Raw genomic sequence first — 25,983 nt, 5'->3', positions numbered from 1 at the left:
ATAATAAGCCTAAATTAAAAAATAAATATCAAGTAATTTCACTTAGAATGCATGTGTGATTTAGTAAAGCTGACAAGGAAGCACATGGAAAATAATATCATAACAACATTAATAGAATTAACACACCGAGGAAATGATGATGTAAAAATAGCAGCCATATCTGCATTGGGGGATTATCGAGCCACAGTTGAGCAGCAGACGGCTATCACTCGGCTACTTGCATTATGCAAAGACCCAAATAAAGATGTTGCGGTATCTGCAATAAAAGCATTAAGTAAACTTTCTGACCACTTTTAATCTATGGGTAATACTATTTTTTCGAGTCATGCTATTGTATATAGCACTCACCTTCTAGCTTATTGTCATAAACTTTAACAGGCTTTCTTATTCCCTGAAAAATCACCATTGAACCTGATACCGACGAAGATAAACCCCTATGACTTATTAGGTAATTTGGTGATTAAACACTCTCATAAAATAGCACACAGCAGCCGAGTTTTTTTAATATTATTTATAATTTTATTTTGCTAATATCAACGTTCCTGTACTTTAATAATTAGGAAATTAATAATATTAATATATTTTTCCCATCTATTTTTAATAATAGTATTTTTTAGGATAAATTATGGATCATAGAGTGTTAGAAACATTTCTTCGTTTAACTAAACGAAAAAATGATGACGTCAAAATAGCCGCCATTTCAGCTTTAGGTAACTGTAAACTACCTATTGAGCAAAATAATACAATTAACCGATTACTTGAACTCTGTCATGACCCAAATAGAGATGTTGCAATAAGTGCAATCAATGCTGTGAGCAAATTATTAAACCAACACTTTGAATAGAATAATACTCTGAAATTTGTTATCTAAATATTTCTAATTTTTATAATAAAAAAGTGAAACTCATTATCGAGCCCCACTTTTTGTGTTTTAGCTATTTTATTTCAAATGTAATGCATGGAACGCAATGTGCTCACCAATAAAACTACTAATAAAATAGTAACTGTGGTCATAACCATCGCGTAAATTTAATGTATATGCATGCTGTTTTTTATCGCAAATATCAGCAAACAATTCAGGCTTTAACTGTTCTTTATAAAAAGGGTCCGCCGTACCCACATCGACTAATATTGGGGGAATAGAGTCCGTGTTTTCAAGCAAATTTACCGTATCGTATTGAGACCAACGCTCCCGTTCATCCCCTAAATATGCCGTAAATGCTTTTTGCCCCCATGGAACTTGAGATGGAGCCACAATAGGTGCAAACGCAGATAAACTACAATAACGGCCCGTATTACGTAAGCCAATCATCAGTGCCCCATGCCCACCCATGGAATGACCAAAAATGGAGCGCTTATCTGAAGCGGGTAAATGAGCTTCGACCAAAGTGGGTAATTCCGACACAATATAATCATACATTTGGTAATGGCTATTCCATGGAGCTTGCAGAGCATTAATGTAAAAACCCGCTCCTTGACCCAAGTCATAAGCCTCATCATCCGCCACTTTAGCCCCTCTAGGGCTTGTGTCAGGAGCTACCAAAATAACACCATGCTGAGCAGCAAACTGCTGCGCACCCGCCTTAGTAATAAAATTTTGCTCATCGCAGGTTAACCCTGACAACCAATAAATCACTGGGCAAGGCTGAATTTTTGCCTGAGGCGGTAAATAGGCAGCAAATTTCATTTCACAGCCAAGCACCGTAGATTGATGTTGATAAACATCTTGCCACCCCCCAAAAGAGGCATGGCGTTCAATTCTCTCCATGACTCCCTCCCTTAGTCGTAGTGAATAACTGTACGAATTGATTTACCTTCATGCATTAAATCAAATGCTTCATTAATGCTATCTAATGGTAAGGTATGTGTCACAAACGGCGCGAGTTCGATATCCCCTTTCATTGCATCTTCAACCATTTTTGGTAGTTGACTACGCCCTTTCACACCACCAAATGCAGTGCCTCGCCATGAACGACCTGTAACCAATTGGAATGGGCGAGTCGATATTTCCTGCCCTGCACCAGCAACACCAATAATAATTGATTGCCCCCAACCACGGTGGGCACTTTCCAATGCTGCTCGCATCACATTGACATTACCGATACATTCAAAAGTATGGTCAACCCCCCACTCCGTCATTTCAATTAATACCTGCTGGATAGGTTTATCATAATCTTTAGGGTTTAAACATTCCGTTGCACCAAACTGACGTGCTAATTCAAATTTTGCGGGGTTAGTATCAATCGCAATAATGCGCCCAGCTTTTGCTTGTCTTGCCCCTTGAATGACAGCAAGGCCAATACCACCTAGACCAAATACAGCAACAGAATCACCTTCTTGTACTTTCGCCGTATTGTGAACTGCGCCAATGCCAGTTGTTACACCGCAACCTAGTAAGCAAACCTCTTCATGATTGGCTTGCGGATTAATTTTCGCTAAAGAAACTTCTGCAACCACAGTATATTCACTGAAGGTTGAGCACCCCATATAATGGTAAATAGGTTGCCCGTTATAGGAAAAACGCGTTGTACCGTCAGGCATTACGCCTTTACCTTGTGTTGCCCGTACAGACACACACAAATTGGTTTTACCTGATTCACAGAAAACACACTTCCCACACTCCGCAGTATAAAGAGGAATAACATGGTCACCTACCTCAACACTTGTTACCCCTTCACCAACTTCCACAACAACCCCAGCACCTTCATGCCCTAAGACAACGGGGAAAAGCCCTTCTGGGTCATCGCCTGACAAGGTGAAAGCATCCGTATGACAAACACCCGTGTGGCTAATCTTAATTAACACTTCCCCAGCTTGAGGAGGCATTACATCAATCTCTACAATTTTCAGTGGTTCGCCTGGACCAAATGCGACGGCTGCACGTGATTTCATCATTATTCCTTATTTATTTATCGCAAGTATGTTCGAATCAATGAAATAGCATCATCCACTGAATCTTTCTGCAATTGTGTTGTTGCTGACTCTTGAAGCCCTTCGCGTAAGTGACTTTCTAATACCCCAGCCATCAAACCATTAACTGCACCGCGAATTGCCGCTATTTGCTGTAAAATCGCGGCGCATTCAGCTTCATTTTCCAAAGCCGACTCTAGAGCTAATAACTGCCCCTTTATTTTCCTGACTCTCGTCAGTACCGCTTTTTTTTCTTTTGGTGAATGTGGCATATTCAAGCCCTTCATTATACATAGGGGGAGTATAGTATCTAAGAGATTATCTGTACAGGGCTTATCTATTTGTTAAAATAAAAACTCAAAATTTCCCTTAGGAAGAAAATAAGTTATCTATTTGGTTTATAGTTTATAATTAACTTATATGCAGAGAAAGAAAGGTATAAAAGGGTTAAATACAGGGCTGAAAAGTAATTTTCCTCGCCCACTTAGGCGTAAAAAATTTTCGATAAAAAAATGCAAAGTAAATATTCCAAAGATGGGTTATCTACTTTGCAAATTAATAACCGCTATTTAGATTAGTTGTTCAAGGCTTTTAATCGGTTAATTTCTTCGCGAAGAATATCTATTTCTCGCTCTAATTTCTCAGTATCATCAAAGTGATACTGATTATTCAACCTCGTAGGGCCTGTCGCACCCGAATAATGGTCATAACAATTATTTTGTACCTTAGTAATCGCACGTTCTAACCCAGCAACTCTATTTCTATTCCCATGCATTTTGGCATATTTTAATTGCTTTTCTAATTGGTAAATTTTATTTTCACAACCATAGTATTTATATCCTGCCGAAGAAGATAATGGGATAAATAATATTGATAAAAATATTAACAATACTTTTTTCATTCAAGACTCCTACATACAAAAATTTTAATCGCTAAAATATAATCATTTTTGTACATTATTCAACATAGGCAAACTCCTAATTTAACTTAATTCAGTATAATATTACAAACAAAATACTAAAACACCATAATGATGATAAAGATTATTTATCATAAATACTGAATGAAGCTAAAAACATTCTTTCTGATGCTTTATTACAGACAGACATACTTTTCTTTGTTACTTTATGTTCAACGGACTATTCTACAAGGATGTAGCTAAAAATTTGTTCCTTAACCTTATCAATTTTCTCTGGTTAAGCATTATCCACCCAATCAAATCGATTAGTTTAATTCAACTATTATCGTTATATAGTCGTTTCCTGCCCTGATTAAACTGGCTTCTTAAACTTCTCATCAATTGAGCACTATTGGCTAATAGCCAGCGAATTTAATAAAAAACAGGATATAACGAATACTTTTTCTTGATTAAGAATAGGTCGAAACCATCACTGCTTTTCATTTTTATTTTGCGGCTATTTACGGAGTAACGCTATAGTATAGATTCTAAAGAAAATTACCCCCACAGAGAGTAGTAATGCACCCTTCTGAATTCGAATTAATATTTGCAAATGCTGACGAGCAACGTTTTCATAACGCATTAAAACAGGCGAGCCAAGCGTACCTGCACGCAAAACAAGATCATGTGTATGCAGGGAAAGCTGACCTAATAGCTATAGTGACCTTGTTTGCTATTGCTCTATTGAGTTACCTGCCAACACTGTTTACCTCGTCCACTTTGGTTTACGTATCCGCTTACTTTATATTCGTTCTACTTATTATGTTATTAAATGTAATAGGCCAACATGACGCTTGCCACAATACCCTGTTTAAAACACGCTGGAAAAATCGTGTATTTGGGCGCTTCGTAACCTTACCTCTAGGGCTAGAGCCTGAATTTTGGCGTACACGGCACGTTCATTATCACCATCATTACGCCAATATTGAACACTATGATCTAGATACTGAAGAAAATGGGGTTTTTCGCCAAACGCCATTCCAGAAATGGCGTCCCTTTATGAAATATCAACATATTTATTGGCCTTTTGTTGCCTCACTCTCATTGACATGGATTGCATTAGTATTTGATTGGTCAGATAGAACTGGGAAAACACGCTTAAAAACTCAAAAAGTTTTAGAGGGTAAGTTAGGATGGAGCCTCTTTCTTGCTAGCAAATTAGGCCATTTAATCTTAATGATAGGGTTGCCGTTATTCTTTGCTCATAGCCATGGGATCAGTTATACCACAATATTTATTACTTATTTATTAAGCCAAATGGTCGCCTCTATTTTTGTCATTTACTTGCTCCTCGGTACTCATTGGGCAGAAGCACAATTTTTTACCGCTCCTGATGACAAACAAATAAAACATGGTTGGTACCATCATAATTTTGTGACGGCTTGTGATTGGGTCCCTTCACCTCATTATTTGTGGCGCTTAACCGGTGGGTTAAATTACCACCTCACTCACCACCTTTTCCCTAATTGGCACCACCGTCATTACCCTGCTCTCGCCAAGATTTTGGCAACGCTCGCACAACAACATAACATGCCGTATCGTTGCATTAATTACAAACAGCTTGTTGCTGCGCAGTTACGTTTCTTACGACAAATGGGGGAGCCTCCCTTATCATAATTCCCTAAACAATGTTGTCTTATTCCCCCCTTACTTTCGCAATGCCAGGCATATCCTAAATAAATTAATTTAGGATATGTCACCATTAAAATAATTACTTAAGAGTAACACGTTAGACTTTTGCTATTTTATTACTAAAAAAACATTGTTAATAACAATCAATTAAAACAATTGATTTAATTATTGATATAAAAATAAGCAACCCATTATCCTTCATTACAACCAACACCTTTTATTTATCATTTATTTAGCATTAATTTATTAAGAAATTATTAAGTCGGACATTACGTTTATTGATGATTTATTTAAGTTATAAAAAATATAATCGAAGAAAAATTATATTTAAAACTACACACTACAATTTTTAGAATGGTTAAAACTCGCATGAAAAAAGCAGAGTATTTTATAAAACAATTACGCACATTTGTTGTCAGTGATAAAACGTATCTGGCTAATAAATTTACTAAAAATCTTAATTATCGTCCTGATTTTAAAGCCCCGAAAAGCTTTAATGAGAAGGTGAATTTTAGGATGCTACGTGACAAAAACCCACTTTACACTCAGTTTGCAAATAAACTAGCCGTACGTGATTATGTTTCCCGTACAATAGGTAATGAATATTTAGTCCCTATTTTAGCGACCTATAAAAATGCCAATGAAATCATTATTGATGACCTACCGGAATGTTTTGTTTTAAAATGTAGTCATGATAGCGGCAGTAGCGTTATATGTAATAATAAAGCTGAATTTAATTGGCCTAAAGCAAAGGATAAATTGGCATTTCATTTAACCAAAAACCTTTATTACATTACTCGTGAACGTCATTATAAAAATATTCCAGCACGCATTATCTGCGAGGAATATATTGATTTATTTGCCAATAAAAACAAAAAACTCGTGCCTGAAACATGCCGTGTTCACTGTTTCTCTGGTAAACCTGTTTATGCTGAAATTGATTATACTGATGAGCTTGGTAATGAATTTATTAACATCTATGATGTTAATTGGCAGTTGCAGCCCGTTACCTTTGGCTACCCGAATATGTTGGACCCTGTTCCTGAACCACCATTGTTTAAAGAAATGTTACGTCTAGCGGAAATCCTAGTCACTCCTTTTGACTACTGTCGAGCCGACTTTTTAATGTCAGATGAAAATACACTTTATTTTAGTGAGTTGACCTTTGCACCAAATGCAGGCAGAACAGAAATATCGCCTCTTTCATGGGACTTTAAACTGGGGGAATTGTGGGAGCAGCGGATCACACCAGCAAAAAATGATGTTCCTGTAGGGGCTAAACTCGCCACCCCTGCCGCTAACAAGAAAAAATAATACTAAATAAAACAAAAGGCTCTGTACTAAGTAACAGAGCCTTTTTGTTGTTGGCAAACTGAGTAAATTTAATTCGCCAAAACACTCGCTTTACGGCGTAAGCTAGCAATTAACATATAAATTGCCGTTACCAACAATACAAGGAAGAAGAAATCCACTAGCCCATTCTGCTGGTTTAAAAAAGTCCCAGCTGCTATCGGCCCCATTGCTGAGCCAATACTATAACTAAATAGCATAACCTGAGTTGCTGCAACAATATAGGACGAATCAAGGTTGTCACAAGCTAAGGTAATTGCAACAGGATATAGCGCAAATGTTGACATCCCTAATAATGCTAGAGCCACAATCATGACTAAATAATCGCTAGAGATATAAATCACCCCCATCGCGAAAACACCTAACAAAGAAACCATCGCCAATAATAATGTTTTACTCATCATAACAGATAACTTGCTGACGACTGGCTGAATTAACATCCCACCTAAAATAATTGAAGCCATCAAAACACCCACTTGGTCAGTGGTAAATTGATCTTTTTTCAATGATAGTGGCATTAACCCATAGATAGTGCCCATCGTCATACCCGAAACCATGCAACCAATAATTGCGGGTTTACTTAAACGAGATATTTTCTTTAATGATAATTTTTGGTGTGAGCCACTTTCAGGCTGGCCTCCACGCACAAATAATGGCGGCATAACAGCTAATAATAATAACCCTAAAACCACCATAAAAGGGTATGCACCATGCGTACCAATAACGCCAATCGCCAATTGACCTAGTGTTGTCCCGCCATATAATGAAGTCATATAAAAACTTAGGCGTTTTGCTCGTTCTTTAGGGTTATCACCAATCAATAACCAAGATTCAACAACGACAAAAATACCGGCGACAGCAACCCCTGCGATTAAGCGGTTCGGCAGCCAAGCTTCAATGGTAGGAACCCAAGGTAGTACAATCACCGTTGCCGCTAACATTAACAGAAAACCAATAAATGCTAAGCGATGGCCTATTTTTGCAATAACAGGTTCAATCAGCATTGAACCAATTAATAAGCCAATATAATAAGCGCTGGCTAACCACCCGGCATATTGTGTGTCAATGCCAAAACTCCCCATCGACAGAGGAATTAAGCTCATTAAATAACCCGATGCAATAGCAAAAATCGTTAACCCTGCAACAGGAACGAATGCATTGTCGCGTTTGCGCATGATAGTAGTGGACTGATTCACGCCCCACTCTCCAACTAACAAAGTAAATAATATGCGCTGCAACTACATCGTAGAATACGACAACGTTGTGTTCTTAAAAAAGGAACACAATTCGGCGATTAGTGCAGTAGTAAAATAACAAAGGTAAGACTAATTTGAGCGCAATATAGATCGTTCAATCGCTAAGTTAAAATGAGAAAATCTAATGGTGACTAGCAAAATAATTTATGTGAGAAAAATCACGTTTTTTACGAGGGATAACTTAGATAAAACACTGGCACAAAAAATAAATTATCACATTAAAAACAATAACTTAAGCAAAACCAAGCTTAAATAGTTTCTGTTACTTTTTGATACAACTTAAGTAATATTCCAAGTAGCGAAAAGTGCTATCCCACAAAATAATTCATTTATTAATTTATTCATTACAATATTGACTATATAAAACCAATCACCCCCAACTATTTTATATTCAATAACCCCATCACTTTTTCTTTTTATATAAGCGTAGGCATTAGATGATTCGTTTCCAAAATAGCCAATACTTAACTTATAGCTCATAAAATAATTACGGAGTGTTTAATCAATGCCAATGATAACTGACCGACTTAAGTTGAAAGACGACGCCAAAGTGTTGTTCTACTAATCCCTAAATACTGAGCTACGGCTTTGCGGTCCCCATTAAACCGAGCCATCACTTGCTCTAATGACTCATCAAGTTTATTTTCCGTTACTATTTCAGTGCCGTCATCGATATGCCTTTCTGGTGACAAACTCATTAACATCGTTTTTGTAATTGCTTTTTCTGGATAAGCGCTGCAATACAATGCCACACGCTCCATTAAATTTCTCAATTCACGTACGTTACCAGGCCACGCATAATTGACAAAAAAATCACGGCTATCCAACAATTGCTGGACCCGAAATGAAGGTAATGGCAGCATCAAACCTGCAAATGCTAGCTTTAATAACCTTTCAGCTAGCACCAAAATATCGTCTCCGCGCTCATTGAGAGCAGGCACTCGCATTCTTAGCACCCCAAGTCGGTAAAAAAGATCAGCTCGAAAACGCCCTTCTTTTACCCAGCTATCTAAATCACAATGTGTCGCACAAATAACTCTCACATCCACCTGTAGAGGTTTATACCCCCCCACCCGTACCACAGAACGCTCTTCCAGAACCCTAAGTAACCGAGTTTGTAATGCAATTGGCATCTCACCTATTTCATCTAAAAACAGCGTTCCACCATTCGCGATCTCAAATAACCCAGCACGACCACCGCGTCGAGACCCTGTAAATGCCCCTTCTTCATAACCGAAGAGTTCAGCCTCTAGCAATGTTTCCGGAATTGCGCCACAGTTTACAGCCACAAATGGCATATGTTTTTTACTGCGCTTATGTTGATTAAATAAGGTAAACTCATGATGGATTGCTTGTGCAACCATTTCCTTCCCTGTTCCACTGTCCCCTTGAATAAGTACAGTCGCATCTGAACGGGCATACAGCATAATCGTTTGCCGCACATGTTCCATGGGGGATGAAGAGCCAATCAAGTCATTGATAGTATAGCGAACTTTTGTAGGGTTAACGGGCAAATACTTATCTTGGGAACGACTATTTTGCTGTGATAATCTGCTCAGTTCAATCGCATCAGAAAATGCTTGTCGTATCGTTTGCGTCGAGTAAACAAAAATCCCTGTCATGCCCATTTCATCGGCAAGGTCCATAATCAAACCCGCACCAACCACGACTGATATTCCCATCGCTTTTAGAGCTTTAAGCTGCGATCTCGCATCTTCCGCTGTCACATAACTTCGTTGCTCAATATGCAAACCGAAGCGGGATTGAAACTCATCCAATGAAGGAATGATATTTTTATAATTGATAATTCCTACTTTATCGCTTATTTCTCTGGCCTTTGCTAATGATTGCATCACATCAAAGCCGCTGATTTTGACAATAATAACCGGAACTGAAACATGACTTTTCAAATAAGCCCCATTCGAACCTGCGCTAATAATGGCATCACAATGCCCTTCTTTTAAACGCTCACGTACGGCTTCTGCCGCCTGCTCAAAGCCAAGGTTTAATGGGGTAATGTCAGCTTGTTCGCTAAACTCAGGGCTAATATCCCGAAAAAGCGTGAATAATCTCGATACTGAGACGGTCCAAATAATCGGTTTATCCATAAAAACGATACCTTTCTCATGTTTCATTTTATGTTTCATTTTATGTTTCATTTAACAATATAATGTTTCAATGAAACAAAATAGCCTATTATTTAAAATCTGCTCTTAATGTCACAATTTAAATAAATTCTTAATCAATTGATTTCTAATAATTTTATAAAAAATATTTTTTATTTTTCAAACTGGCATACCAATTGCTATATGACTACCACTACAATAAATTTATTACATATCATTAACAATTAATGAGGCTACTATGTCATCGATTTCTGCTGGACAAAAATTTCGTGATGCAGTCACGCAAGAATCTCCATTGCAATTAGTGGGAACAATTAATGCCAACCACGCCTTACTCGCTAAACAAGCAGGTTATAAAGCTATCTATTTATCTGGTGGAGGGGTCGCTGCTGGGTCATTAGGCATGCCTGATTTAGGTATTTCAACATTAGATGATGTACTGATTGATATTCGTCGCATCACAGATGTGTGTGATTTACCGCTACTGGTTGATGCAGATATTGGCTTTGGCCCTTCCGCTTTTAATGTGGCTCGTACAGTAAAATCGTTCTGTAAAGCAGGAGCCGCAGGCTTGCACATTGAAGATCAAGTTGGTGCAAAGCGCTGTGGTCATCGCCCTAATAAAGAAATTGTCTCGACACAAGAAATGGTTGACCGTATTAAAGCGGCAGTTGATGCACGTACAGATGATAGCTTTGTGATTATGGCACGAACAGACGCCTTAGCTGTTGAAGGAATAGATGCCGCGCTTGAGCGAGCACACGCCTATATAGAAGCAGGTGCTGATATGCTATTTCCAGAAGCCATTACTGAACTATCCATGTACCAGCGCTTTACGAGTAATACATCCGCCCCAGTGTTGGCTAATTTAACTGAATTTGGCCAAACCCCGCTGTTTACCCTTGATGAGCTGCGCAGTGTCGGCATCGCAATTGCGCTTTACCCGCTTTCTGCATTTCGCGCGATGAATAAAGCAGCAGAACAGGTTTATTCCACACTACGTAAAGAAGGCACCCAAAAAAGTGTTATTCCTCTTATGCAAACACGGGAAGAACTTTATCAAAGCATTCATTACTACGATTATGAACAAAAACTTGATGCTTTGTTTGCTCAGAAAAAACCTTAATTCGTTAGGCCATCATATTTAACACAAGTTGCACCTCCTCTATCCCCTACAAGGAATAAATGATGAATGAACAACTTAATCGCCCTGAAGCATCTCAATTTAAACCTAAAAAATCTGTTGCGCTTTCCGGTATCGCGGCTGGAAATACCGCTCTTTGTACTGTAGGCCGTAATGGCAATGACCTACATTACCGTGGATTTGATATTCATGACTTAGCAACTCAGTGTGAATTTGAAGAGGTCGCTTATTTGCTGATCCACGATAGGCTTCCTACCGCAACCGAACTAGTCGCTTATAAAGAAAAACTAAAATCTTTTCGTGGGTTACCTGCCGATGTAAAAAAAACGCTAGAGTCCATTCCAGCTAATGCACACCCAATGGATGTCATGCGTACAGGGGTTTCAATGATGGGCTGTGTCCTTCCAGAAAAAGAATCCCATTCCTTTTCTGCTGCTAGAGATATCGCTGACCGCTTACTGGCGTCGTTAGGCTCAATGTTACTGTATTGGTATCATTTTAGTCATCATGGACGCCGCATAGAGACCCAAACCGATGATGACTCTATTGGCGCACATTTTTTACATTTATTACACGGTAAAAAGCCCCCTGCACAGTGGGAAAAATACATGCATATTGCCTCTATTTTATACGCAGAGCATGAATTCAATGCATCCACTTTTGCAGCCAGAGTTATTGCAGGTACAGGGACAGACTTTTATTCCGCAATGACCGGTGCTATTGCTGCACTTCGAGGTCCTAAACACGGTGGAGCAAATGAAGTTTCATTAGAAATTCAGCAACGTTATGCATCGATGGATGAAGCTGAACAAGACATTATGTCTCGTGTAAAAAATAACGAGGTGATTATTGGTTTCGGTCATCCTGTTTATACCCTCGCCGACCCACGCCATCCCATTATTAAATCGGTAGCTTTACAGTTATCTGAACAAAACTTAAATCGTCATTTATACACGGTTGCTGACCGCATTGAATCCGTGATGAAACGCGAAAAAAATATGTTTCCTAATTTAGATTGGTTTTCCGCAGTGGTGTATCACTTGATGGGCATCCCAACCGCCATGTTTACCCCATTGTTTGTCATGGCACGTACTGCGGGCTGGTCTGCTCATATTCTTGAACAACGACAAGACAATAAAATTATTCGCCCTTCAGCCAACTACATTGGCCCTGAAAATCAACTATTTACTCCGATAGAACAGCGCTAATAAAGGTAAAATAATGACAACTCAAACCGTTAATTCGCAGAAAATTGAATTTGATAAAGTGATCAGCGACATTGTTGATTATGTAGTGAATTACCCCATTGTCTCTGATTTAGCTTACGATACGGCCTATCATTGCCTGTTAGATACATTAGGTTGTGGCATGGAGTCGCTCGAATACCCCGCTTGCAAAAAATTGCTGGGCCCTATCGTCCCCGGAACAATCGTACCTAATGGCACAAAAATTCCTGGTACACAGTTTCAATTAGATCCTGTTCAAGGCGCATTTAATCTCGGTACAATGTGTCGCTGGTTAGATTTTAACGATACTTGGCTTGCCGCTGAATGGGGGCACCCTTCTGATAACCTAGGGGGGATTTTAGCAACAGCAGATTGGTTATCGAGAGAGAACATCAGCAAAGGAAAACCGCCATTAGTGATTAGAGATGTTTTAACCGCAATGATTAAAGCCCATGAAATTCAAGGTTGTATTGCGCTAGAAAACGCCTTTAACAAAGTGGGGCTCGACCATGTTATTTTAGTTAAAGTAGCATCAACCGCCGTTGTTGCTCACATGTTAGGGTTAGAAAGAGAACAGATCCTAAATGCAGTTTCTCAAGCGTGGATTGATGGTCATAGCTTACGGACTTATCGACATGCGCCCAATACGGGCTCGCGTAAGTCATGGGCAGCCGGTGATGCCACATCACGAGCAGTTAGGCTTGCGTTAATGGCTCAAAAAGGTGAAATGGGCTACCCAACCGCTTTGACTGCTAAAACATGGGGCTTCTATGATGTTTTGTTTGATGGGAAACCACTGACTTTTCAACGTCCTTATGGTTCATATGTTATGGAAAATGTTTTATTTAAAATTTCCTTCCCAGCAGAATTTCACTCACAAACAGCAGTTGAAGCGGCTTTACAGCTCTACCAAACGCTATTGAAATTAGGCAAAACGGCGCAAGACATTGAGTCTATCGCTATCCGTACACATGAAGCATGCATCCGTATTATCGATAAAAAAGGCCCATTGCATAACCCTGCTGATCGCGATCATTGTATTCAATATATGGTGGCAGTCCCATTAATTTTTGGTCGCCTCACCGCTGCTGACTACGAAGACAATATTGCAAATGATAGTCGTATTGATGAACTACGGGCAAAAATGCACTGTTATGAGGACCCTAATTTCACGCAGGATTATCACGACCCAGAAAAACGTTCGATCAGTAATGGGGTAACCATCACCTTAAAAGATGGCCAAGTGCTAGAAGAGGTCGTAATCGAATATCCTGTCGGCCACAAACGTCGTCGTAAAGAGGGAATGCCATTATTATTACAGAAATTTAGAATAAACTTGGCAAGACAATTCCCTGAAGCCCAGCAACTACGTATTCTTAAAGCATCCCTTGATAAACCACTATTGGAAAAAATGCCGGTGAATGAATATATGGATTTATTTGTTATTTAATATTGTTTTTGTAACTGTTTCCGTCCTCTAATGTGAACAGCACCTCAAAAGTTGGACGCCATTAGTCTGGCTTTTGGGGTGTTTTTTTATCTATTAAATACCGTAAAATTAGGCTATTACGTATAAGTATCAAAATAAAAATTGGTAACAGGTTTGGCTGGTATAAATTTTGTTAGGTTGAACAAGTGAATCATATTGCTCCCCCCATTCTGGATGATTTACCGCATCTGGAGGAAACTGTGTAGCAAGTACCACACCTGAATAGGTTGTATAGGTCTGGCTTTTTCCTGATACTGCAACTAAATGATTGCCACTATAAAGCTGAAGTGCTGGCATAGTGGTCGCAATATTTAATTTCACATCCCCATTAGGTGACCCAAGTGTTGCGACAGTTTGCACTCCATCCGTAAGGGTTTTATTTAACACTAATGCGTGGTCATACCCTCCGACGTGCTGTTGTTCTTCATCTTGTAAAAAATGAAACCCAATACGCTTACCCTGACGAAAGTCAAAGCTGGTTTCTGTTACATCACGCCACTCCCCCGTAGGGATACCATCATGAGTGATTGGCAAATAGGCATCGGCATGCACTTGTAAATCATGTTCGAGTGCTGTTCTTAGCGAGTCTTCCCCTGCTAAATTAAAATAAGCATGGTTAGTGAGGTTAACAGGGCCATAATCTGTTGATTGATATTTATAGTCGATAATGACTTGATTTGTTTCGGTTAATTCATAACTCACTTCAATATAGAGACGACCAGGAAAGCCTTGATCTCCCTCAGGAGAGGTCAACACAAAAACCGCTTTCTGTGGACTAGGTTGAAGAATTCCCCATATACGATAACTAAAATTATCTTTTCCACCATGCAAGCAGTGATTACCTTGATTATTCGATACTCGATAATGTTGCCCATTAATAGTGAACTGTGATGCACAAATCCGGTTAGCGACTCGCCCAACTGTGGCACCGAGGTATACACCTTGCTCCATATGCTTTGCCATATTGGGGGCTCCCAAGATGACATCCCTTTTCCCTGTCGCTAAAGGCACTATACAGCTAACCCAACTGGCACCGAGGCTCGTTAAGATAATTTTCATCCCATTTTTATTGGTTAGAGCGATAACTTTTGGCGTTCGGAGCATCTGACATTGTTCTTGAGTAAACTGCATTTTTCCCTCAATTATTCAGTATTAACCCGTATAGTTCGCTAGGCGGGTGTCATCATTAATGCATATTGTTTGGAAACAACCTGCTGATTTTCCATTTGTAACTCATAAAGTGCAATAACTTATTGTTAAGTTTCTAATTCATATTAGCAACAAAAAAGCCGAGCTATTAAAAGCTCGGCCTTATATAAAAATAGATTAATTCATGGTGGTTTAGTGCTTATGGTTTTTATCATATGGGTCAAGATGGGTCATAACATCTAATATTTGCGGGTTTTCCATCAATTTTTTCCGCACATTCACTGCAATATCATGGCCTGCGGTAATACTCATATTGCCATCAAGTTCTAGGTGAACATCCACTAATAAAAAATCACCTGATTTACGGGTTTTTAAATCATGATATCCAGATAACTCATTAATACCCTCTAAAACAGTGCGAATTTCTTGTAATGTTTCTTCATCAGCGCCTTTATCCATTAGGTCTTGCATCGATTGATTGGTGAATTTAAACCCCATACGAAAAACGAATGTCCCAACAATCAAAGCGGCTATTGGGTCAAGGATCCGCAACCCACATAAGCTACCAACAATACCAACTGCAACAACTAATGAAGAGGCAGCGTCAGAACGCGCATGCCATGCATTGGCAACTAACATATTAGAATTCACTTTTTTCGCCACATACAACATATAACGAAATAAGCCCTCTTTCGCGACTAAAGCCACTAAAGCTGCAACTAATGCAATCATATGAACTTCAGGGATCAGTGCTGGGTTCAACATCTTTCCAATCGCTGACCACACCATTCCCACACCGACCACTAACAAAATAATCCCTAAAATTAATGAAGCTCCATTTTCATAACGAAAATGGCCATAAGGGTGGTCTTCATCCGGCTTTTTGTGGCTTTTTTTATTCGCAATAAGTACAACAAAATCTGCAACCAAGTCAGATAATGTATGAATACCATCAGCAATTAACCCCGAAGAGTGTGAAAAAATACCAATGATTATCTGCCAAATCGACAACAGCGTATTCACCACCACACTGATTAGTGTGCTTTTCTTTGCCGCTTTGAATTTTGCTTGTTGCGTTTCAAACTCACTCATTTTATTAGATGAAGTATTTTTTATATTCATAAAATATATTCTTTAATGAAAAACAAAATAATTATCATTCAGATAAACCTTTTAAATCAATAAGTTAAAAATGATTTCTCTGTATGTTCTCACATTCTTCGTTTAAAGTCCCATTATTAATTGTAAATAAAGCTTTTAACTAATAATAATTACCCTTTCTTTTTATTAAGTTAATAATATTAAACTTGCAAAAACACGATAAATGCGCATTTAATAGCATTTGTTACTTTCTATTTAACTTATAGTATATTGTAGGTAAGCCACTATAATTAATTTTAAATGACACTAAATGAGGTAGCTATGTATCAAAAAATCCTAGTTCCTATTGATTTGTTAGAAGATGAATTGAATCAAGAGATCCTCAAACACGTAGAAGCGTTAGCGCAGCTAGGCTCACCTGAAATTCACTTTCTGTCTGTAATCCCTAGTGTCGAGTTGTTTTTTGGTATTGAAATCGCAGCACTACCTGAAAGCCATAAAGATTCCGCTGAACGTTCAATTCTGGCGATGCGCGCACTTGAAGAAGTCATAAAAGACATCAAAGTTTCCGATAAGCAAATTAACTGTAAAGTCAGTATCGGCTCAGCTAAAGATGAAATATTAGATTATGCGCAAGAAATTAACGCAGATTTAATTGTGGTCGGTTCACATCGCCCAAGCACTTCAACCTATCTATTGGGCTCTACTGCATCCGCTATTGTGCGCCATGCTAAAACTTCGGTATTTGTTATTCGTTAAATATTTTCTGATAAAAAATGCCGCAATATGCGGCATTCTTTTAATTATTTTTTGATGGAATCCATTAGCTTACCATCGGTTGACCAAACTCGGTATTTAACTTGCATATCTGATGGCGTATAAACCACGATTGGCAGCTTACTGTTATAACGCATAAAAGCGTCATCGCCTAATTGTGTGGAAACAAAACGGTCTTTCGCAGGTTCAGGGCAGCCCATCATAGTAGAGGCAGGGCCTTTGACTTCATCTAGTTTATAGTAATCATATCCCCAGCCTTCCAATGTTTTTTTATCCAGATCTCCCATAAACCATTGGCGGTTACAATCAGCTTTGATGGTTTTCCCAATAACTAATTCAACCATAAAGTCATTTTCATTTTGTTGATTGGCAAGTTGAATGACATGACGTGTCATACCTGATTCTGCTTTTGGATATGGCGCGATCTTTTCCAACTCTTCCGTTGCTACTGCACAAGATGAAATCAGTGCCGCTGCCATTACAGATAAAATCGCTTTCTTCATTATTTATTCCTATTTCAGAAGATAAAACCAATTAAAAAAACCATACTTGGCTATATGTTAAGTTATTTACACCATAATTATCACTATGGATGATTCTTAATTACAAAAAAATAAATCACCCCCAGTATTAACGTAATCATACTTAATTTTAGTAGAGTGATCATAAAAATGATAAAAATTATGTAAATTACCCCCTATTTTAATGCACAACAGCTAGGCACTGATTATACTGAACTTGAGGCTTAATACATTCTGAGGAGGTAGTATGTTATCAGCAGATCAAGATTTAGTTTCAAAATTAGTATCTACACATCCCCGTTTTCAAACTCTTTATGAAAAGCATCATCAACTCGACAAAGAAATCAGTAAGCTCGAGGGCCCTTCAGGCGCAGGTTATAATGAACACGTAGCCAAACTGAAAAAAGAAAAATTACATCTTAAAGATGAAATGCAAAAAATAATGTTGTCGAATAGGTGATCAGCCACTTCACCACAACGATACTAGCTCAGCTTTCTCTGCCGCTTTTATAAAAAAGTGAGACTTTAGCTAAGCAGTTAATATGACTTTATTTGGCTGATATTTTAAGCCGCCATTAAGTTATTAATACTTTCTTATTTAAGAGGGTAGCTTATTACCCTCTTTTTCAGCCCTCAGTAAAATCCACCGCTTTCTTGAACACCATCAATAAATTACTCAATAATTTATCGTTAACTATTCATTACACCAATAAAGTTGTATATTAAATGTATGTTTACTGTAATAGAGGACTTGTTATGGCTGGCAAACGTATTAATCGGGAAATTAAAACAATTGAAAAGATGATAAAAATCTATGAAAAAGCACACCCAGCAACCAATGATGCCCCCGATTATTATCAAAAACTCTATTTTTATGCCGTAAATCGACTAGAGAAGTGCCGTTATGGTGAAATAAAGCCCGCCTGTAAACAATGCCCTATCCATTGTTACCAACCAAAAATGCGTGAACAAATGAAGCTAATCATGCGTTGGGCTGGCCCAAAAATGCTTATTCATCACCCAATACTCGCGATACGCCACCTTCTCGATGACCGTAAACCCGTCCCTGATTTGCCACCTAAGGTTAATAAGAGAGCAAACTCTAAAGAAAGTTCATAATAAGCGAATACAGTAGATTCCACTTCATTGCATTAAAAAAGCAATATAACCCCCATCGGCAGATTATCACTAATCTTCTTATAATGATTAAAGAGCCTTACCATTATCAGTTTGTATCTATAATCCCCCCTTTAGCAATATCCTACTGTAATTTTTGAAATTTCTTCAGTGGGCTATTTGTTGCTAAAAATCTCCTTAATAGGCCATGCCCTATGCAAAAATTTATAAAATGTATTTTTTTTCAGTAATGATGGATATCTAAAAAATAGTAACCCTTAAAAACTATTTATTAAAATCTATATTTATATAACCTATCAAACCTATCAGTTTTGCCTATTGATTAAAAAACAAGATTAATGTCTCAATTTCATCCCTTTTACCCCACTTTTAATAAAAAACATCAATCATAGTGATTGATATTTTTAATAACTCAATGTAATAACATTAGTATTGATAAAATAAACTTATCAATACTACTTTTAACGAGTTTTATAGTCATTATTAACATACCTATAATTAACACTAATTCCTATAAAATGACAAACAAGCATTAAATTGAAAAAAACTCACATTACGCGTAAAAAAACAACAAAATATTAACATCCAGATGACTTTAATAAATTAGAATAATATTTCAGATAAATAACAAAAATATAGAATATTATAAAATCCCCTCCCACAAAACAACGGAAATACCTTTCAAATAAAAGGAAAGGCTCGAAAAAACCATGTTTTGAAACATTTTTTAATATTTAAATTTACAGTGTGACATAAAAACAATCGATAAATATAATTTCAGCCTTACTAGTAGTAGCGACTTTAGATATCAATAGAAGAAATAGCGTGATGTTTAATTTCGCTAATTACATTTGGAATATTTAAATGAGATTAATAAGGTGTCAATTATGCAAATTGAAAGTAACTTAAACCAACAGGTTATCAAACGAATAAGTGTAGATAGTAGTATGTCTCATAATATTATGGATTTTGCGACAAAAGGTATTTTTATTGTAGAGAAAGGTTCACTATTATTAGAAACTCCAGCTAACTTACAAACCTTAAACGAAGGGGATATCTTATATCATAAGCAAGGTTCATATTCCTTGCAAATGACTGATCCTTCAGTAGATTGCCAATTACTTTGGATAGCTTTAGATGATAAGTTTTTACGTGATTTTATTGCAACACATGGCTCTCAATTAAGCGAAATAGAGCGAAATGAGACATTCTCAAGTGACATCATTAAATTTACCTCATATTCATTAATTGATGATATTAAAAATAGCCTGAACTCATTTATCGATCATGAATATCCTGAAGTAATTGTTTCCCTTCGTGTAAGTGAATTACTCTTATTATTAAGCTACAGTGAGCAAGGCGCTTTATTATTATCTAATTTTAGGCAACTCAGTAGCCGACAAGCGGAACGTTTGCAATTATTTATGGAAGCCAATTACCTTAAAGAATGGAAATTAAGCGAGTTTGCACGAACGTTTGGTATGGGGTTAACGACCTTTAAAGAATTATTTCATACTGTATATGCTACATCACCACGCTCATGGATCAGCGAAAAACGAATTATGTATGCACACCAATTATTAGTTAACACTGCAATGAGTATTGTGGAAGTGTCAATGGAAGCTGGCTTTTCTAGTCAATCCTACTTTACACAAACTTATCGCAAGCGGTTTGGATATACGCCTAGCAGATCAAGAATAGCGGCTTAATATCGCAGCATATCGCGCATAGACACATGCCCTGTCAGTTATAGAAATTTTAGCTTTAACTATAAACTGGCAGAAAGGCACCCTCCGTCGTCCCCCTTTCTAATTAACATCCACTGACTAAATTCCCCCCTAGATTACTGATACCATAAAAAAAGTAGCCTGCCTTTTAATGACAAACTACTTCTCAAGATAATCTTAGGTAGCCGCTAAATTATTTAGCTTTAATAATTTTCAAATCAATAATAGACATTGAATTAGGTGGCACTTCGCCCGGTATCCCTTCAACGCCATAACCGCCTTCTGGTTTGATGTACACTTTAACCATTCCGCCTTCTCCAGCCCGTTCAACAAATGAGTTCAACGGTGTCGGTAACTGGTCATAAGGTAATGTGACTGGGTTTTGCTCAGTATACATTACAGTAACCTTACCATCCGTTAGTTGCTCCCTCATAATAAAAGTAACATCTTTACTCTTAACATTTTTTATCGGTGAGCCGGCCTGAATAATTTTATAATAGGTATTACTATCAAGTTTACTGTATTTTTGAGCGGTAATTTGCTCAATTATTTTCTGGTTTTTCTTCGCGTTTTCTGCAGCTATTACTTTTAAATCTTTACTAGGAAGGGCTCTTCCAGCTAAACCTGCTGTTGAACTTGTTCTTCCCTTCGCTTTTAACGCATCGTTTTCAACTTGTAACTGAGTAATGCGACGATTTAAATCCATTATTTGTGATTTTAATGCATTATCACCGGTTACAGAATTGAGCGAATCTAATTCTCTTTGCAGTTTTTTCAATTTTGTTTGGGCTGCAGCCAACTCTTTTTGTGAATCCACTTTCAAAGTACTGATAAGCTTATTTGCATCAGTGAGTTGCTGCTCAAGCTTTTTACTTTCATTTTGTTGAGTCGCCAATTCTCCCTGAATTGATTTTTTCTCTGCATCTAACTTCGTTAAAGCAACTTCCTTTTGTTTCAACAAGGTAATTTGTTTATTTAGATCAGCAGTTAACTCTTTAATCTGTTTATCATTTGCTTGACCGATCAAAGCGGTTTGTTTTTCCACGTTCGCTTGCAGTTTTTGCAGCTCTGCGTTGGCTTGTTTTAACTGCGCCTGTGCCGTGGCGTAATCCTGCTCATTTTTCTGCAAACGCGCTTGCAGCGCAAGTTGCTGCTTCTCGCTGTCAGTAAACTGTTTCGATAATGCATTTTGCGCCGCTTGGTGCTCTGCCAGCTGTTTCTTCGCTGCCGCCAATTCGCTTTCTAACGCCGCTTTCTGGGCTAATTTCGCGGTTTGTTCCGCTAATGACGCTTGGATTTTATCGGCTTGCTGCGCTTTGTCTTGTAACTGCTTCGCCAACTGCTGGTTCTGCTGCTCTAAAGCTTTCGCTGCTGCTTGTTGCTTGGCTAACGCTTCGCGCGTGGTTTGGCTCTCAGCTTGCGCTTTTTCCAACCCGGCTTCTTTTTGTTTCAATAACGCAATTTGTTTATTCAAGTCTGCCGTCAGCGCTTTCACTTGCTCATCGCTGGCTTGGCTCATCATGGCGGTTTGTTTTTCCATGTTTGCTTGCAGTTTTTGCAGCTCTGCATTGGCTTGTTTTAACTGTGCCTGTGCCGTGGCGTAATCCTGTTCATTTTTCTGCAAACGCGCTTGCAGCGCAAGTTGCTGCTTCTCGCTGTCAGTAAACTGTTTCGATAATGCATTTTGCGCCGCTTGGTGCTCTGCCAGCTGTTTCTTCGCTGCCGCCAATTCGCTTTCTAACGCCGCTTTCTGGGCTAATTTCGCGGTTTGATCCGCCAATGACGCTTGGATTTTATCGGCTTGCTGCGCTTTGTCTTGCAACTGCATCGCCAACTGCTGGTTCTGCTGCTCTAAAGCTTTCGCCGCCGCTTGCTGTTTGGCTAACGCTTCGCGCGTGGTTTGGCTTTCTGCTTGCGCTTTTTCCAACCCAGCTTCTTTTTGTTTCAATAATGCAATTTGTTTATTCAAATCCGCTGTCAGCGCTTTCACTTGCTTATCGCTGGCTTGGCTCATCAAGGCAGTTTGTTTTTCCACGTTCGCTTGCAGTTTTTGCAGCTCTGCGTTGGCTTGTTTTAACTGTGCCTGTGCCGTGGCGTAATCCTGTTCATTTTTCTGCAAACGCGCTTGCAGCGCAAGTTGCTGCTTCTCGCTGTCAGTAAACTGTTTCGATAATGCATTTTGCGCCGCTTGGTGCTCTGCCAGCTGTTTCTTCGCTGCCGCCAATTCGCTTTCTAACGCCGCTTTCTGGGCTAATTTCGCGGTTTGTTCCGCCAATGACGCTTGGATTTTATCCGCTTGCTGCGCTTTGTCTTGTAACTGCTTCGCCAACTGCTGGTTCTGCTGCTCTAAAGCTTTCGCTGCTGCTTGTTGCTTGGCTAACGCTTCGCGCGTGGTTTGGCTCTCAGCTTGCGCTTTTTCCAACCCGGCTTCTTTTTGTTTCAATAACGCAATTTGTTTATTCAAGTCTGCCGTCAGCGCTTTCACTTGCTCATCGCTGGCTTGGCTCATCATGGCGGTTTGTTTTTCCATGTTTGCTTGCAGTTTTTGCAGCTCTGCATTGGCTTGTTTTAACTGTGCCTGTGCCGTGGCGTAATCCTGTTCATTTTTCTGCAAACGCGCTTGCAGCGCAAGTTGCTGCTTCTCGCTGTCAGTAAACTGTTTCGATAATGCATTTTGCGCCGCTTGGTGCTCTGCCAGCTGTTTCTTCGCTGCCGCCAATTCGCTTTCTAACGCCGCTTTCTGGGCTAATTTCGCGGTTTGTTCCGCCAATGACGCTTGGATTTTATCGGCTTGCTGCGCTTTGTCTTGCAACTGCTTCGCCAACTGCTGGTTCTGCTGCTCTAAAGCTTTCGCTGCTGCTTGTTGTTTGGCTAACGCTTCACGCGTGGCTTGGTTTTCAGCTTGTGATTTTTCTAAGCCTTCTTCTTGTTGCTTGAGCAAAATAATTTGCTTATTCAAATCCGCCGTCAGCGCTTTCACTTGAGCATCGCTGGCTTGGTTCATCATGGCGGTTTGTTTTTCCACATTCGCTTGCAATTTTTGCAGTTCTGCGTTGGCTTGTTTTAACTGGGCCTGTGCAACTGAGTAATTCTGCTCATTTTGGCTTAATTGAGCCTGTAATCGTGCTTGTTGTTTTTCGCTATCTACTAATTGTTTTGCGAGTGTGTTTTGTGTGGTCTGGTGATTGTTAAGCTGTTCTTGAGCTTCTTTTAATGCAACTTCTAAAGCGGCTTTTTGTTCTGCTTGAAGTGTTTTTTCTGCTAATGATGCCTGAATTTTCTCAGCTAACTGTTCTTTCTCAACTAATTGCGACTGCAACTGTTGGTTTTGTTGTTCTAATAATTTCGCACTATCTTGCTGCGCCTTCAAAGCCACTTGAACATCATCTTTTTGGCTCTGTACTGCTGCTAATTCACTTTCTTTCTGCTTAAGCAACTCTTTTTGCTGCAACAGTTCAGCAGTGACTGATTTTATTTGCTCATCAGTATTACCTGCCATCTGTAATTGATTTTTCGCATCTAACTCTAATTTAGCAATATCCGCTGTAAGTTGTTCAATCTTCAGATTTGCTGCAACAAATAATTGTTCTTTCTCAGCCAATTGCTGTTTAAGTTTTGATTGCTCAGTAATACTATCATTCAGTTGATTTTCAAGTTGAGCAATGGTTTCTTGTGTTTGCTGGTTTTCTTGGCTTAATTGTTCAAGGCTATTTTGTTTTTGCTCAATAGCTTTTTGCGCTTCAGCTAATTTAGTATTCAAAGTATCAATTAGCGATTGATCATCTGATGAATCTAATACAGCCTGTAATTGTGCGATTTGCTCTTTATTTTTAAGCACCTCAGCATTCAGTTTATCAATCTCAAATTGTTTCTCAGTGATTGTATGCGTCAACTGAGCAATACTCTTATTATGATTAATAAGTTCTGCGACTAATTGATCATCGTTCAACAAGTTGTTATACGCAATTAATTGCCCTACCCCTTGCGCAATACCAAATTTATATAAATTGGTTAATTGCTGACGTTCAATAAGTTTAGCTAATTGCTCAAGGTAAGCTGAAGCATCAATACCCGTTGGTTTCGTATATTTAGATGAATACAAACCCAGTGGATCGAGGACAAGTTGATATTTCGCAAAGTCTTTCGCGAGATAGGCCGGATTCCATTGATTACTCTGGAAAAAATAAGGATAGGACGACAATAAAACAGGTGCAACCACATTTTCGGTTGTCACTGCACAAACTTCAGGAAAGGTTGTTGTATCTGAATTTTCAGCCTCAGTTTTCGCTACATCATTTTTCTTGTTTGATGCCGCAGCTGATTTTTTCTTCCCTGAGTTCTTTCCTTTGGTCCCTTTGTTGACTGCCGCAGAGTTTTGTTTTTCATTTGGCGCAGGGACCGTAGATAGCGAAGAAAAGATATCATAACCTTGGTTTTGTGTATTAACTGGTAATTGTTGTTTTTGCTCTTGCACCTTACCTTCTTTTTCTAATTGAAGGTAAGTATCAAAATCATCAATAACATTGTTAAAGCGCTCTGCTTTTGGAGCATGACTAAAAAAAGTCGTAACAAGTGCCAGCGACACACAAAGCCTAAGGTTTATTCTCATAATCCACTAATTTTCTTCAACGTTGATTCGGTAGACAATACTGAGTTATAGCGAACTTTTGCGCACAACACTTTAGTTTTAGACTCTATTGCCATTTGTAATAGTTCAATTGTGTCGGGGCTAGCAGTACCTTCAACTTGTCGATATAGGCGGTTGATTTCGCTAACCTCTTTAAATGAACCTACTAAGCGATTGTAATCTTTAGGTGAGAGCGTTTTTAATGCGTTTAATTCTTTAACACACGTATTTAGATGAGCAAATGTTTGCTGGTTAGCCGCATTACCACCATAACTTGTGGATGCTATTGGTGTGCGGTCGATAGCATTATTTAGAACTTTTTGAGATTCAGGGTAAGAATCATCAATCTGCCCTTGAGTTGCGGTTGCATCCGCTACTGGTTGAGCGGTATTAGTATTGACTACCTGCTTACTTGGGGTGTTCGGTGTTGCTGTATTGTATGTGTCTGAGCCAAATGTACAACCTGAAAGAAGAGCTGTACTTGCTATAAGCAAAGATGCAACATAAAATTTATTTTTTAAAAACATATGGTTACCTTACCAGCACTTTTCTTCGCTATTATAATGATGTCCAAGAAACCTAGTGTAAGCTAAAAATTAGCTATTTTCTATAAGCCCGAATGTAGAAATAGAGTGTTCTCATAAATTTATGATTAAATTAATTTTAGTTTCAAAATAATTTTATCGCTACATTTTAGTTATTTTTATGAGCTTATTCTCATTAATACGCCAAATAAGTGATAACTCAACACCTATGAGTAGGCTTTTTAATTATATTATGTTAGCAAAAGATTATTTAAACCGTTAACCTAATCGTAAATCAAACAGTCTAATAACATCTTAGGTCAAGCCTA

Annotated in this window: 22 protein-coding genes; 11 read left to right on the top strand and 11 right to left on the bottom strand. The window is 38.4% G+C overall.

Features of this window, described 5'->3' with window-relative positions:
* Positions 1 to 84: 84 nt before the first annotated feature.
* Positions 85 to 297, top strand: coding sequence for a HEAT repeat domain-containing protein (locus ABE954_RS07320; protein WP_042845008.1), 213 nt, complete (start codon positions 85 to 87; stop codon positions 295 to 297).
* A gap of 328 nt (positions 298 to 625) precedes the next feature.
* Positions 626 to 844 carry a HEAT repeat domain-containing protein gene (locus tag ABE954_RS07315; RefSeq protein WP_042845009.1) on the top strand — a complete coding sequence of 73 codons (219 nt, stop codon included), beginning with the start codon at positions 626 to 628 and terminating at the stop codon, positions 842 to 844.
* 96 nt (positions 845 to 940) lie between these two features.
* Here ABE954_RS07315 and fghA read toward each other — a convergent pair whose 3' ends face one another.
* The 4 genes from fghA to ABE954_RS07295 form a co-directional block, all read right to left on the bottom strand.
* On the bottom strand, positions 941 to 1,768 hold the full coding sequence (fghA, locus tag ABE954_RS07310; RefSeq protein WP_206227109.1) for an S-formylglutathione hydrolase: 828 nt from the start codon (positions 1,766 to 1,768) through the stop codon (positions 941 to 943).
* A gap of 11 nt (positions 1,769 to 1,779) precedes the next feature.
* Positions 1,780 to 2,892, bottom strand: coding sequence for an S-(hydroxymethyl)glutathione dehydrogenase/class III alcohol dehydrogenase (locus ABE954_RS07305; protein WP_042845011.1), 1,113 nt, complete (start codon positions 2,890 to 2,892; stop codon positions 1,780 to 1,782).
* Positions 2,893 to 2,909: 17 nt separating this feature from the next.
* Positions 2,910 to 3,182, bottom strand: coding sequence for a formaldehyde-responsive transcriptional repressor FrmR (frmR, locus tag ABE954_RS07300; RefSeq protein ID WP_042845012.1), 273 nt, complete (start codon positions 3,180 to 3,182; stop codon positions 2,910 to 2,912).
* Positions 3,183 to 3,484: 302 nt separating this feature from the next.
* Complete coding sequence (locus ABE954_RS07295) at positions 3,485 to 3,811, bottom strand: DUF1090 family protein (RefSeq protein WP_042845013.1); 327 nt, start codon at positions 3,809 to 3,811, stop codon at positions 3,485 to 3,487.
* A gap of 576 nt (positions 3,812 to 4,387) precedes the next feature.
* Between ABE954_RS07295 and ABE954_RS07290 the strand changes: the two genes are divergently transcribed.
* Together ABE954_RS07290 and ABE954_RS07285 are read left to right on the top strand one after the other, a co-directional pair.
* Positions 4,388 to 5,485, top strand: a complete 1,098-nt coding sequence (locus ABE954_RS07290) for an acyl-CoA desaturase (protein WP_131680647.1) — start codon at positions 4,388 to 4,390, stop codon at positions 5,483 to 5,485.
* A 384-nt stretch (positions 5,486 to 5,869) separates the two neighbouring features.
* Entirely contained in the window at positions 5,870 to 6,814 is a 945-nt protein-coding gene (locus ABE954_RS07285) for an ATP-grasp fold amidoligase family protein (RefSeq protein ID WP_129466203.1), read from the top strand.
* A 68-nt stretch (positions 6,815 to 6,882) separates the two neighbouring features.
* On the opposite strand, the gene ABE954_RS07280 is transcribed toward ABE954_RS07285, so the two are convergent.
* Both ABE954_RS07280 and prpR read right to left on the bottom strand, forming a co-directional pair.
* Positions 6,883 to 8,025 (bottom strand): MFS transporter, encoded by a 1,143-nt coding sequence (locus tag ABE954_RS07280; protein ID WP_042845016.1) that lies wholly within the window; start codon positions 8,023 to 8,025, stop codon positions 6,883 to 6,885.
* 608 nt (positions 8,026 to 8,633) lie between these two features.
* A complete protein-coding gene (gene prpR, locus ABE954_RS07275) occupies positions 8,634 to 10,214 on the bottom strand; it encodes a propionate catabolism operon regulatory protein PrpR (protein WP_105881231.1) in 1,581 nt (526 codons plus the stop codon).
* 256 nt (positions 10,215 to 10,470) lie between these two features.
* Here prpR and prpB point away from each other — a divergent pair, with 256 nt between their 5' ends.
* The 3 genes from prpB (at position 10,471) to ABE954_RS07260 (ending at position 14,052) form a co-directional block, all read left to right on the top strand.
* A complete protein-coding gene (gene prpB / locus ABE954_RS07270) occupies positions 10,471 to 11,358 on the top strand; it encodes a methylisocitrate lyase (RefSeq protein ID WP_042845017.1) in 888 nt (295 codons plus the stop codon).
* Between the two features lie 62 nt (positions 11,359 to 11,420).
* Entirely contained in the window at positions 11,421 to 12,584 is a 1,164-nt protein-coding gene (gene prpC, locus ABE954_RS07265) for a 2-methylcitrate synthase (protein ID WP_042845018.1), read from the top strand.
* A gap of 13 nt (positions 12,585 to 12,597) precedes the next feature.
* Entirely contained in the window at positions 12,598 to 14,052 is a 1,455-nt protein-coding gene (locus tag ABE954_RS07260; protein ID WP_071548271.1) for a bifunctional 2-methylcitrate dehydratase/aconitate hydratase, read from the top strand.
* 129 nt (positions 14,053 to 14,181) lie between these two features.
* Here ABE954_RS07260 and ABE954_RS07255 read toward each other — a convergent pair whose 3' ends face one another.
* The gene (locus ABE954_RS07255; RefSeq protein WP_042845020.1) at positions 14,182 to 15,222 is read right to left on the bottom strand and encodes a galactose-1-epimerase; all 1,041 of its coding nucleotides are present in this window, start codon (positions 15,220 to 15,222) and stop codon (positions 14,182 to 14,184) included.
* A 210-nt stretch (positions 15,223 to 15,432) separates the two neighbouring features.
* Positions 15,433 to 16,362, bottom strand: a complete 930-nt coding sequence (locus tag ABE954_RS07250; protein ID WP_187550098.1) for a cation diffusion facilitator family transporter — start codon at positions 16,360 to 16,362, stop codon at positions 15,433 to 15,435.
* A 300-nt stretch (positions 16,363 to 16,662) separates the two neighbouring features.
* Between ABE954_RS07250 and ABE954_RS07245 the strand changes: the two genes are divergently transcribed.
* Positions 16,663 to 17,100 carry a universal stress protein gene (locus tag ABE954_RS07245; protein ID WP_042845023.1) on the top strand — a complete coding sequence of 146 codons (438 nt, stop codon included), beginning with the start codon at positions 16,663 to 16,665 and terminating at the stop codon, positions 17,098 to 17,100.
* A gap of 44 nt (positions 17,101 to 17,144) precedes the next feature.
* On the opposite strand, the gene eco is transcribed toward ABE954_RS07245, so the two are convergent.
* Entirely contained in the window at positions 17,145 to 17,621 is a 477-nt protein-coding gene (gene eco, locus ABE954_RS07240) for a serine protease inhibitor ecotin (protein WP_042845024.1), read from the bottom strand.
* Between the two features lie 265 nt (positions 17,622 to 17,886).
* Here eco and ABE954_RS07235 point away from each other — a divergent pair, with 265 nt between their 5' ends.
* The 3 genes from ABE954_RS07235 (at position 17,887) to ABE954_RS07225 (ending at position 20,485) form a co-directional block, all read left to right on the top strand.
* Complete coding sequence (locus ABE954_RS07235; protein WP_042845025.1) at positions 17,887 to 18,099, top strand: DUF465 domain-containing protein; 213 nt, start codon at positions 17,887 to 17,889, stop codon at positions 18,097 to 18,099.
* A gap of 296 nt (positions 18,100 to 18,395) precedes the next feature.
* Positions 18,396 to 18,758: a nitrous oxide-stimulated promoter family protein gene (locus ABE954_RS07230; RefSeq protein WP_042845026.1), complete on the top strand. Its 363-nt coding sequence runs from the start codon at positions 18,396 to 18,398 to the stop codon at positions 18,756 to 18,758.
* A 905-nt stretch (positions 18,759 to 19,663) separates the two neighbouring features.
* Positions 19,664 to 20,485, top strand: a complete 822-nt coding sequence (locus tag ABE954_RS07225; RefSeq protein WP_042845028.1) for an AraC family transcriptional regulator — start codon at positions 19,664 to 19,666, stop codon at positions 20,483 to 20,485.
* Between the two features lie 211 nt (positions 20,486 to 20,696).
* On the opposite strand, the gene ABE954_RS07220 is transcribed toward ABE954_RS07225, so the two are convergent.
* Together ABE954_RS07220 and ABE954_RS07215 are read right to left on the bottom strand one after the other, a co-directional pair.
* Positions 20,697 to 25,088, bottom strand: a complete 4,392-nt coding sequence (locus ABE954_RS07220; protein ID WP_371025812.1) for a hypothetical protein — start codon at positions 25,086 to 25,088, stop codon at positions 20,697 to 20,699.
* A 20-nt stretch (positions 25,089 to 25,108) separates the two neighbouring features.
* Complete coding sequence (locus ABE954_RS07215) at positions 25,109 to 25,657, bottom strand: hypothetical protein (RefSeq protein WP_206226970.1); 549 nt, start codon at positions 25,655 to 25,657, stop codon at positions 25,109 to 25,111.
* Between the last annotated feature and the right edge of the window lie 326 nt (positions 25,658 to 25,983).

Origin of the sequence: Providencia sp. TYF-12, from assembly GCF_041344805.1 — a bacterium.
Lineage (GTDB): Bacteria > Pseudomonadota > Gammaproteobacteria > Enterobacterales > Enterobacteriaceae > Providencia > Providencia huashanensis.
The sequence above is the reverse complement of the archived record's forward strand: the minus strand, read 5'-3'. Positions and strand labels throughout refer to the sequence as shown.

Bases quoted from the DNA above. Each gene is read 5' to 3' on its own strand.
- ABE954_RS07235 (WP_042845025.1), top strand. From the start codon at position 17,887: ATGTTATCAGCAGATCAAGATTTAGTTTCAAAATTAGTATCTACACAT.
- fghA (WP_206227109.1), bottom strand. From the start codon at position 1,768: ATGGAGAGAATTGAACGCCATGCCTCTTTTGGGGGGTGGCAAGATGTT.
- ABE954_RS07285 (WP_129466203.1), top strand. From the start codon at position 5,870: ATGAAAAAAGCAGAGTATTTTATAAAACAATTACGCACATTTGTTGTC.
- ABE954_RS07215 (WP_206226970.1), bottom strand. From the start codon at position 25,657: ATGTTTTTAAAAAATAAATTTTATGTTGCATCTTTGCTTATAGCAAGT.
- ABE954_RS07280 (WP_042845016.1), bottom strand. From the start codon at position 8,025: ATGCGCAAACGCGACAATGCATTCGTTCCTGTTGCAGGGTTAACGATT.
- prpC (WP_042845018.1), top strand. From the start codon at position 11,421: ATGAATGAACAACTTAATCGCCCTGAAGCATCTCAATTTAAACCTAAA.
- ABE954_RS07230 (WP_042845026.1), top strand. From the start codon at position 18,396: ATGGCTGGCAAACGTATTAATCGGGAAATTAAAACAATTGAAAAGATG.
- eco (WP_042845024.1), bottom strand. From the start codon at position 17,621: ATGAAGAAAGCGATTTTATCTGTAATGGCAGCGGCACTGATTTCATCT.
- ABE954_RS07255 (WP_042845020.1), bottom strand. From the start codon at position 15,222: ATGCAGTTTACTCAAGAACAATGTCAGATGCTCCGAACGCCAAAAGTT.
- prpB (WP_042845017.1), top strand. From the start codon at position 10,471: ATGTCATCGATTTCTGCTGGACAAAAATTTCGTGATGCAGTCACGCAA.
- ABE954_RS07320 (WP_042845008.1), top strand. From the start codon at position 85: ATGGAAAATAATATCATAACAACATTAATAGAATTAACACACCGAGGA.
- ABE954_RS07295 (WP_042845013.1), bottom strand. From the start codon at position 3,811: ATGAAAAAAGTATTGTTAATATTTTTATCAATATTATTTATCCCATTA.
- ABE954_RS07250 (WP_187550098.1), bottom strand. From the start codon at position 16,362: ATGAATATAAAAAATACTTCATCTAATAAAATGAGTGAGTTTGAAACG.
- ABE954_RS07260 (WP_071548271.1), top strand. From the start codon at position 12,598: ATGACAACTCAAACCGTTAATTCGCAGAAAATTGAATTTGATAAAGTG.
- frmR (WP_042845012.1), bottom strand. From the start codon at position 3,182: ATGCCACATTCACCAAAAGAAAAAAAAGCGGTACTGACGAGAGTCAGG.
- ABE954_RS07245 (WP_042845023.1), top strand. From the start codon at position 16,663: ATGTATCAAAAAATCCTAGTTCCTATTGATTTGTTAGAAGATGAATTG.
- prpR (WP_105881231.1), bottom strand. From the start codon at position 10,214: ATGGATAAACCGATTATTTGGACCGTCTCAGTATCGAGATTATTCACG.
- ABE954_RS07315 (WP_042845009.1), top strand. From the start codon at position 626: ATGGATCATAGAGTGTTAGAAACATTTCTTCGTTTAACTAAACGAAAA.
- ABE954_RS07305 (WP_042845011.1), bottom strand. From the start codon at position 2,892: ATGAAATCACGTGCAGCCGTCGCATTTGGTCCAGGCGAACCACTGAAA.
- ABE954_RS07225 (WP_042845028.1), top strand. From the start codon at position 19,664: ATGCAAATTGAAAGTAACTTAAACCAACAGGTTATCAAACGAATAAGT.
- ABE954_RS07290 (WP_131680647.1), top strand. From the start codon at position 4,388: ATGCACCCTTCTGAATTCGAATTAATATTTGCAAATGCTGACGAGCAA.